Origin of the sequence: Geobacillus sp. ZGt-1, from assembly GCF_001026865.1 — a bacterium.
Taxonomy (GTDB): domain Bacteria; phylum Bacillota; class Bacilli; order Bacillales; family Anoxybacillaceae; genus Geobacillus; species Geobacillus thermoleovorans.
The window spans coordinates 1-9,249 of the sequence record NZ_LDPD01000015.1 but is presented as its reverse complement, the minus strand read 5'-3'; the positions used below and the strand labels follow the sequence as shown (position 1 = coordinate 9,249).

Genomic DNA, 9,249 nt, shown 5'->3' with positions numbered 1-9,249 from the left:
GCCACGCAGTCGGCCCCCGTGTCGCCGCCCCCGATCACGATGACACGTTTTCCCTTGGCATCGATAAACTGGCCGTCGGCAAAATTCGAATCCAATAAACTTTTCGTCACGCCGGTCAAATAATCCATCGCAAAATGGACCCCCTCAAGCTCCCGGCCTTCAATGGCCAAATCGCGCTGCTTTTGCGCACCGATGCACAAGACGACGGCGTCGTACTGAGCACGAAGTTCGTCAGCCATAATATCTTTGCCGACTTCGGTGTTCGTAATAAACGTGATGCCTTCCTCTTCGAGCAGACGCACCCGCCGCTCGACCACTTCTTTTTCCAACTTCATATTCGGAATGCCGTACATCAATAAGCCGCCGATGCGGTCAGCCCGCTCATACACCGTCACCGAATGGCCGGCTTGGTTGAGTTGGTCAGCGCAGGCCAACCCGGCCGGGCCGGAGCCGACGATGGCCACCTTTTTCCCCGTGCGCGTCTTCGGGATGCGCGGTTTCACCCATCCTTCAGCAAACCCTTTATCAATAATGGCCCGTTCGATTCCTTTAATCGCAACCGCTGGGTCGGAAATGGCCACCGTGCACGATCCTTCGCATGGCGCCGGACAGACGCGTCCAGTAAATTCCGGGAAATTATTGGTCTTTAAAAGTCGGTCAAGCGCTTCTTTCCAGCGCCCTCGGTACACCAAATCGTTCCATTCTGGGATCAAGTTGTGCACCGGACACCCCGAGGTAAGGCCGTTCAGCTCCAATCCCATATGACAAAACGGCGTGCCACAGTCCATACAGCGGGCGCCTTGGCGGGCCAGCACCTCTTCCGAAAACGGCTGTGTATATTCTTTCCAATCATCAAGACGGGAAAGCGGGTCGCGCTTTTTTTCCTCCTCGCGTGCATATTCCATAAACCCTGTTGCTTTTCCCACGATGGTTCCCCCTCCTTCTTTCCGTACACGTCCTCTCTTCTCCCCGATGCGGCCTTCCCGCCTGTTAGGCCAGTCAAAAAGCGAGCCCCGCGCGGCCGCGGGGCCAAAGCGGCGCCGCCATGCCACAGCCGCCCGAAAGGAAGACCTTATTTCGCGGCCGCTTGCAACACATGGACACCGACGGCAGCCGCTTTTTTCCGTTTCGCCACCGTTTCAAACGCCGCCAAGGCAGCTTCATCATACGAAAACCCGGATTGTTCGAGCGCTTGAATCGTTTCCACCATCAGTTTGTAGTTGTGTGGAATGACTTTGACAAACCGGCGGACATACGCATCCCACTCTTCGAGCACTAACGCCGCCCGCGGGCTTCCCGTATAGCGGTAATGGTTTTCGATCATCCGGCGCACGTCGCGAATTTCTTCCTCGTCTTCGAGCCGCTCAAATGAGACGAGCTCAAGGTTGGCGGTTTGCTGCCAGCTGTCTTCGTCAGCGAGAACGTAAGCGATGCCCCCGGACATGCCAGCGGCGAAGTTTTTGCCAACCGAACCGAGGATGACGACGCGGCCGCCGGTCATATATTCACACCCGTGATCGCCGACTCCCTCAACAACGGCATGAACGCCGCTGTTGCGCACACAGAACCGTTCACCGGCGCGGCCGCGAATGTACGCCTCGCCGCTCGTCGCCCCGTAGAAAGCGACGTTGCCGATAATGACATTGTCCGCTGCGGCAAACGGCGCCTCATGCGGCGGACGGACGATCACTTTGCCGCCGGAAAGCCCTTTGCCGACGTAGTCGTTCGCGTCGCCGACGAGCTCGAGCGTCATCCCTTTCGGCACAAACGCCGCAAAACTTTGCCCGGCCGATCCGGTGAAATGGAGGCGGATCGTATCATCCGGCAACCCTTCCTCACCGTAGCGTTTCGAAATCTCGCTGCCGGTCATCGCCCCGACCGTGCGGTGGACGTTGCGGATGGCGAGGTGAAGTTCGACCGGCTCCTGCCGTTCAAGCGCTGGCTGCACCGCCGGCAAAATTTCTGTATGATCAAGCGTCTCTTCCAAACGATGGTTTTGCCCTTTGATGCAAGTGCGCGGTCCATCGACTTGGTACAGAAGACGCGACAGATCGAGATGTTTCGCTTTCCAATGCGCTTTCGCCCGCTCGCTTACCTTCAAGACATCGACGCGGCCGACCATTTCGTCGATCGTGCGGAAGCCGAGCTCCGCCATAATTTCCCGCACTTCTTGAGCGACAAAGTACATAAAGTTGACGACATGTTCTGGCTTCCCGGTGAATTTTTTACGCAGTTCCGGATTTTGCGTCGCCACGCCGACCGGGCATGTATCCAAATGGCAGACGCGCATCATGACACAGCCTAAAACGACGAGCGGTGCCGTCGCAAATCCGAATTCTTCGGCCCCAAACAGCGCCGCCATCACAACGTCACGGCCGGTCATCAATTTGCCGTCGGTTTCTAGAACGACGCGGTCGCGCAACCCATTGAGCATGAGCGTCTGATGCGTTTCCGCCAAACCAAGCTCCCACGGCAGGCCGGCATGTTTAATACTCGTTTTCGGCGAAGCGCCCGTGCCGCCGTCATAGCCGCTGATGACAATGACATCGGCGTTCCCTTTCGCCACGCCAGCGGCGATCGTGCCAACGCCGGCTTTGGCGACGAGCTTCACGCTGATGCGCGCATCTTTGTTGGCGTTTTTCAAATCATAAATGAGTTGGGCCAAATCTTCAATCGAGTAAATGTCATGGTGCGGCGGCGGAGAAATAAGCTCCACCCCTGGCGTTGAGCCGCGCACTTTGCCGACCCACGGATACACTTTGTTGGCCGGAAGCTGCCCGCCTTCACCCGGTTTTGCTCCTTGGGCCATTTTGATTTGCAATTCATCGGCATTGACCAAATAATGGCTTTTTACGCCAAAACGTCCGGACGCCACTTGTTTGATCGCGCTGCGGCGCCAGTCGCCGTTTTCATCTTTCACATAGCGGGCCGGGTCTTCGCCGCCCTCGCCGCTGTTGCTTTTTCCGCCGATCCGGTTCATGGCGATCGCCAGCGCCTCATGGGCTTCCTGGCTGATCGAACCGAACGACATGGCCCCTGTTTTAAAGCGGCGGACGATCGACTCGACCGGTTCGACTTCCTCAATCGGCACCGGTTGCCGGCTCGAATCGAAATCGAACAAATTGCGCAAGAACGTCAACTGTTCTTCATTGGCCAGTTTCGAATATTGTTTATAGAGGTTGTAATCGTTTTTCCGGCACGCCCACTGCAGCAAATGGATCGTCTTCGGGTTGAACGCGTGATGTTCGCCGTTGCGTCGCCATTGCAGCTCGCTGCCCGTATCCAGCACATCGTCTTCGTACCGTGCGTCAAATGCGGACTCATGGCGCATTTTCGCTTCTTTGGCGATTTCCGCAAGCCCGATGCCGCCAATTTGCGATGCCGTGCCGGTAAAGTATTCATCAATGACATCGTTGCCGATGCCGACGGCCTCAAAAATTTGTGCGCCGCGGTAGCTTTGCACCGTCGAAATGCCCATTTTCGACATCACTTTGACGACACCGTCAACAGCCGCCTTGATATATGTTTTCACCGCTTCACGGTAAGACAAGGCGATCGTGCCGTTTTCTGACGCTTGGCGGATCGTCTCCAGCGCCAAGTACGGGTTGATGGCGTCCGCCCCGTAGCCGATGAGCGCCGCAAAATGATGCACTTCACGCGCTTCACCGCTTTCGACAAGCAGGCTGACGTTCGTGCGCGTCCCTTTGCGGACAAGATGCTGGTGAAGCCCGCTTGTCGCCAACAAAACCGGAATGGCGACATGTGTTTCATCAACGCCGCGGTCGGACAGCACAAGAAGCGCCGCCCCGTTTTCGATCGCTTCATCCGCTTTGGCAAACAGCTCATCAAGCGCCTGTTTCAAATCATCAGTAAACAGCGTAGGCAGCACCGCGCACGCAAATTCCGGGTACGGATTGGCTTTTAACGCTGCGAGCTCTTCGTTCGTCAATAGCGGAGTTTCCAAGCGGATGCGCCGCGCCGCTTTGGCGTCCGGATGCAAAATGTTCCCTTCTTTGCCAAGCAGCGTCATCGTCGAGGTGACGACATATTCGCGGATCGCATCAATCGGCGGATTTGTCACTTGGGCGAACAGCTGCTTGAAGTAGTTGAACAAACTTTGCGGCCGCTCCGACAGCACGGCAAGCGGCGCGTCCATGCCCATAGCGCCGGTCGGATCTTTTCCTTCCGCCGCCATCGGCAAAATCGTTTTTTCCACATCTTCAAACGTGTAGCCGAACGCTTTTTGCAGTTTGACGAGTTGCTTCGGCGCTTCGACGTCCTCCGGAATTTCCAGATCGCCAAGCGTGATCATTTGCTCGTTGATCCATTGGCGATATGGCTTTTCATGAGCCATTTCTTCCTTGATTTCCTGGTCGGAGATGATGCGCCCTTGCTCGAGGTCAACCAAAAGCATTTTCCCCGGGCTCAGCCGTTCCTTATATAAAATGTTGTTCGGGTCGACATCAATGACGCCGACTTCGGATGAAAAAATAATGTAGTCGTCTTTGGTGACGTAATAGCGGGCCGGACGCAAGCCGTTCCGGTCCAAAATGGCGCCGATTTGCTTGCCGTCGGTGAACGAAATCGCCGTCGGTCCATCCCACGGCTCCATGAGACAGCTATGGTACTCGTAAAACGCCTTTTTCGCCCCGTCCATCTGCTCATCCCAAAACCACGGTTCCGGAATGAGCATCATCGCGACATGGGCCGGCTTCCGGCCAGCAAGAACGAAAAATTCGAACGCATTGTCCAAAATCGACGAGTCGCTGCCGTTCGTATCCAAAATCGGCACGACTTTTTCCAAATCCGCGCCGAACGCTTCCGACACAAATTGCTTCTCGCGCGCCGTCATCCAGTTGACATTGCCGCGCAGCGTGTTGATCTCGCCGTTATGGATCAAATAGCGGTTCGGATGGGCCCGCTCCCAGCTCGGGAACGTGTTCGTGCTGAAGCGCGAGTGCACGAGGGCAAACGCCGAACGGAACCGTTCATCTTGCAAATCCAAATAAAACGCATCGATTTGTTCCGGCGTAAGCAACCCTTTATAAACGATCGTCCGGCTCGAGAAGCTCGCTACATAGCACTCGTTGTTTTCCACACATTTTTCGAATTGTTTGCGGATCACATACAGCTTCCGTTCAAACGCCAACTCATCAGCCACGTCATCACTTGCCGCGACAAACACTTGGCGGATGAACGGCTGGCTTTGCCGCGCCAGTTTGCCAAGCTTTTCACGATCAACTGGAACTGTCCGCCATCCGAGCAGCCGTTGCCCTTCTTGAGCGACGATCTCATTGAACATCGATTCATAGTACGCCCGTTTCGCTTCCTCTTCCGGCAAAAAGAACATCCCGACCCCGTAGCGCCCTTTTTCCGGCAAGTTCATCCCGCCGCACACCGCTTGAAAATACTCATGCGGAATTTGCGTCATAATGCCCGCGCCATCGCCCGTTTCCGGATCGCTCCCTTGTCCGCCGCGGTGTTCAAGCTGGCGAAGCATATGAAGTGCCTTTTTGATAATGTCGTGCGACGGTTTTCCTTTCAAATGCGCATAAAACCCGATCCCGCATGCATCATGCTCAAATTCCGGGCGATATAACCCTTGCGCTTCCGGTAATCCGTAGTGTTTCATGCTGCCTTCCCCTCCCGTTCCGAATTGTCTGTAATATTCATTGTAGTTTTCAAAATTAATATAAACAATATATAATTTAGATAAAATCCATCTCATTTTGCGATCAATCAAAAGGAGGGAGAAAAATGGAGCTGCGGCAGCTGCAATATTTCGTGGAAGTCGCCCGGCGCGAACACGTCTCCGAAGCCGCCGATGCCCTCCATGTCGCGCAGTCGGCGATCAGCCGGCAAATCGCAAACTTAGAAGCGGAGCTTGGCGTGCAGCTTTTTGAACGGGAAGGGCGGAACGTGAAGCTCACCCCCATCGGCCGTCATTTTTTGCCGCACGCCGAAGCGGTGTTGAAGGCGGTCGATGATGCAAAGCAACAAATCGAAGAATATTTAGACCCGGAGCGCGGGACGATTAAAATCGGGTTTCCGACAAGCCTGGCAAGCCACATGATGCCCATGGTCATCTCCGCCTTTAAAGCGGAACACCCAAACGTCTCGTTCCATCTCCGCCAAGGGTCGTACTATTATTTAATCGAAGCGGTGAAAAAACGGGAAATTGACTTGGCCTTTCTTGGACCAATTCCCGCACGCGAAATCGGCATCAAAGGGGAAATTTTATTTTCTGAACCGTTTGCGGCCCTCCTGCCGAACAGCCATCCGCTCGCTCGCCGCGACCGGATCGTGTTAAACGAACTGCGCCACGACCCGTTTGTTACGTTTCCAAAGGGATACATTTTGCATCAAATCGTCATTGACGCTTGCCACCAAGCCGGATTTTCGCCCAACATCTCATCGGAAGGCGAAGATCTCGATGCCATTAAAGGGCTTGTCTCCGCCGGCATCGGCGTGACCCTCTTGCCGGAGAGCGCCCTGTCGGAAAGCTTGCTTCGCTACGCCGCCAAAGTGCCGATTGAAATGCCGCAAGTGAAGCGAAATGTCGGCATCATCGTCTCCGACCATCACGAGCTCGCCCCGTCGGTGAAAGTGTTTTACCGGTTTGTGAAAGACTTTTTCTCCGAGCTGGAGCGGTACCAATTGCGGGGATAAAAAAGACGCAGGCGCTGCTTCCTGCGTCTTTCTCTTATTCTTCTGCACGCCTGCCTCCCCCGTCCCCTTCACTCTTTTAGAAGACTGGTGATTTAATGAAAAAATCAGCTCAACAATATCCCTTCTCAAGTTAAGAAACCTTGTAAAAATGTCTCCTCTTTTCCAACAAAAACCACCCATTTGACGAAAATGATCGTTTTTCACCGACCTTTTAGGAAGTGTTCGTGTCAAGGACAAAACAAGAAGGAATGTGGAAGCATCGAGCTTTTGGCGTTGCTTCAAGCAGACCGCGTCCCAAACGTCATCCCAGCCGCACCACCATCCGGCCGCGCAGTTCGCCGCGCAAAATGCGCTTAAGCGCTTGCGGCAATTCAGCGAGCGAAATCTCTTGAGCAATCCGCTCCAAATCCGGCTTTAAGTCGCCAGCGAGCCGCTCCCAAATGCGGAGGCGCACATCCATTGGACAATAGACAGAATCGATGCCAAGCAAGCTGACACCGCGCAAAATAAACGGATGGACCGTCGTCGGCACTTCCGCCCCTCCGGTCAGTCCGCTCACCGCCACGGCTCCGCCGTAGCGGATGCGGCTTAACACCGTGGCCAGCGTCCGGCCGCCGACCGGATCGACTGCCGCTGCCCAGCGCTGCCGATCAAGCGGACGAATGCGCTCAGCCGTGACGTCCTCTCGCGTCAACACTTCTTTCGCCCCTAAAACGCGCAAATAGTCGTGCTCCGCCGTTTTGCCTGTGCTCGCTTCCACCGTATAGCCGCGCTTGGCGAGCATCGACACAGCCAGACTCCCGACGCCGCCCGTCGCCCCCGTGACAAGCACCGGTCCGCGTTCCGGCGTCAACCCATGCTCCTCAAGCCTGTGAATGGACAATGCCGCCGTGAACCCAGCCGTGCCGATCGCCATCGCTTCTTTCAACGTCAACCCTTTTGGCAGCGGCACGAGCCAATCGCCGTGCAGCCGGGCGTACTCGCTGTAGCCCCCGAAATGCGTCACACCGATTTCATATCCGGTCGCGATCACCTCGTCCCCTTCGCGGAAGCGCGGATGTTGCGACGAGACAACCACCCCGGCCAAATCAATTCCCGGCACGAACGGATACGTTTTCACAATTTTGCCGTCCGGAATGGACGCCAATCCGTCTTTGTAGTTGACGCTTGAATAATGGACGCGGACAACGACGTCTCCTTCCGGCAAATCATCCATGGATATCGTCTGCACACCGGCGGTAAATTCTGTTTCGGTTTTGTTGACGACAAACGCTTGAAATGCGGACATCATTCCTCTCCCTTTCTTCATGCATTCTTCTCTCATATCATTCGACAACCAAACGCCAGATTCCTTTCTGAACCAAGAAAACCCTCGCTTCCGGTTGTCAGCGTAGGCGGGTGATGAATAAATGTCTCATGAAAGTCCTTCCTACACTTCCTTGACTTCTTTATGTTAAACTGTAAACAAACATATCTTTAAGATGAAAGAAGGTGAAACAGTGGGCAATACCCCTGACTTGAACAAAATTTACACGTACGCTGACTGGAAAACATGGGAAGGCCGCTGGGAACTGATAAATGGAAAAGCCTATAATATGACACCTGCTCCATCTTCGGAACATCAATTTGCCGTCGGAGAATTGTATTTTGCTTTGCGCCATTTTTTCCAAAACCAACATTGTTACGTCTTTATGGCGCCGTTTGATGTATTCCTTAGCAAAAATGAAACGTATGAAACCCCTGATGACATTGTCCAACCCGATATTGCCGTGATTTGCAATAAAAAACAGATTGTCCAAAAAGGATGTTACGGGGCGCCTGCGCTAGTTGTTGAAGTTTTGTCACCTTCAACCGCTTTAAAAGATTACAACGAAAAATTTTACACGTACCAACACTACGGCATTGCAGAATATTGGATCGTCGATACGGCTAACAAAATGATTCATGTATACCATTTGCACGAAGGAGCCTATCAACGGCATGCCACATACGGGCAACAAGACACGCTGCATTCCGCACAATTTGAGGACTTAGCTATTCCACTAACGTATGTATTTGGATGGAGTTAAAACGGTTCTGACCATTCAGTGTTCATGATCGATCTTTCGTCAAACGCACAGGAATCGATGATCCAGCAGCCTGCCCTAAGGCAGATGTCTAAGAATCTCCCATCTCGAAACCGGGAGAACGTCCAACCCTAGCGACAGCGGCCTGCTTCTATGTTTTTCCGAATGTCTGCACGAAGGCAAACAAAACACCAGCCTGTCGACCCAAGCTGGCGTTTGTTCTTCTTATTGAATGGCCGCTAGCGCCCCGGTCAAGACGCGGACCACAAACGAAAGTTCATCATCCGTGATGCAAAGCGGCGGCGACAAGGTGAGCACGTTGTTGTACCCGGCGACCGTCGTTCCGTTTTTGCCGATGATGAGGCCGTTTTCTTTGCATCGATGGATCACTTGATTGACAAGCGACACATCGAGCGGCTCTTTCGTCGCTTTGTCAGCGACAAGCTCAATGCCGACAAGCAGCCCTTTGCCGCGCACATCGCCGACATACGGGTGGCCGGCTAGGTTCGTTTTG

General features: G+C 54.2%; 6 protein-coding genes. 2 read left to right on the top strand and 4 right to left on the bottom strand.

Annotation, left to right across the window (positions count from 1 at the left end):
• Together VU18_RS19505 and gltB are read right to left on the bottom strand one after the other, a co-directional pair.
• Window positions 1-926 (bottom strand): glutamate synthase subunit beta (locus VU18_RS19505; protein ID WP_047757831.1); only part of this gene is annotated, 926 nt, incomplete at its 3' end.
• A 146-nt stretch (window positions 927-1,072) separates the two neighbouring features.
• Window positions 1,073-5,632, bottom strand: coding sequence for a glutamate synthase large subunit (gltB, locus tag VU18_RS06220; RefSeq protein ID WP_047757825.1), 4,560 nt, complete (start codon window positions 5,630-5,632; stop codon window positions 1,073-1,075).
• A gap of 125 nt (window positions 5,633-5,757) precedes the next feature.
• Between gltB and VU18_RS06215 the strand changes: the two genes are divergently transcribed.
• Window positions 5,758-6,669, top strand: a complete 912-nt coding sequence (locus VU18_RS06215) for a LysR family transcriptional regulator (RefSeq protein ID WP_011230926.1) — start codon at window positions 5,758-5,760, stop codon at window positions 6,667-6,669.
• A gap of 301 nt (window positions 6,670-6,970) precedes the next feature.
• On the opposite strand, the gene VU18_RS06210 is transcribed toward VU18_RS06215, so the two are convergent.
• On the bottom strand, window positions 6,971-7,957 hold the full coding sequence (locus tag VU18_RS06210; protein WP_047757824.1) for an acryloyl-CoA reductase: 987 nt from the start codon (window positions 7,955-7,957) through the stop codon (window positions 6,971-6,973).
• A 193-nt stretch (window positions 7,958-8,150) separates the two neighbouring features.
• Between VU18_RS06210 and VU18_RS06205 the strand changes: the two genes are divergently transcribed.
• Window positions 8,151-8,738: a Uma2 family endonuclease gene (locus VU18_RS06205; RefSeq protein ID WP_033011094.1), complete on the top strand. Its 588-nt coding sequence runs from the start codon at window positions 8,151-8,153 to the stop codon at window positions 8,736-8,738.
• 222 nt (window positions 8,739-8,960) lie between these two features.
• Here VU18_RS06205 and VU18_RS06200 read toward each other — a convergent pair.
• Window positions 8,961-9,249, bottom strand: a 289-nt coding sequence (locus tag VU18_RS06200) for an aminotransferase class III-fold pyridoxal phosphate-dependent enzyme (protein ID WP_047757823.1), incomplete at its 5' end; no start/stop codon positions are given.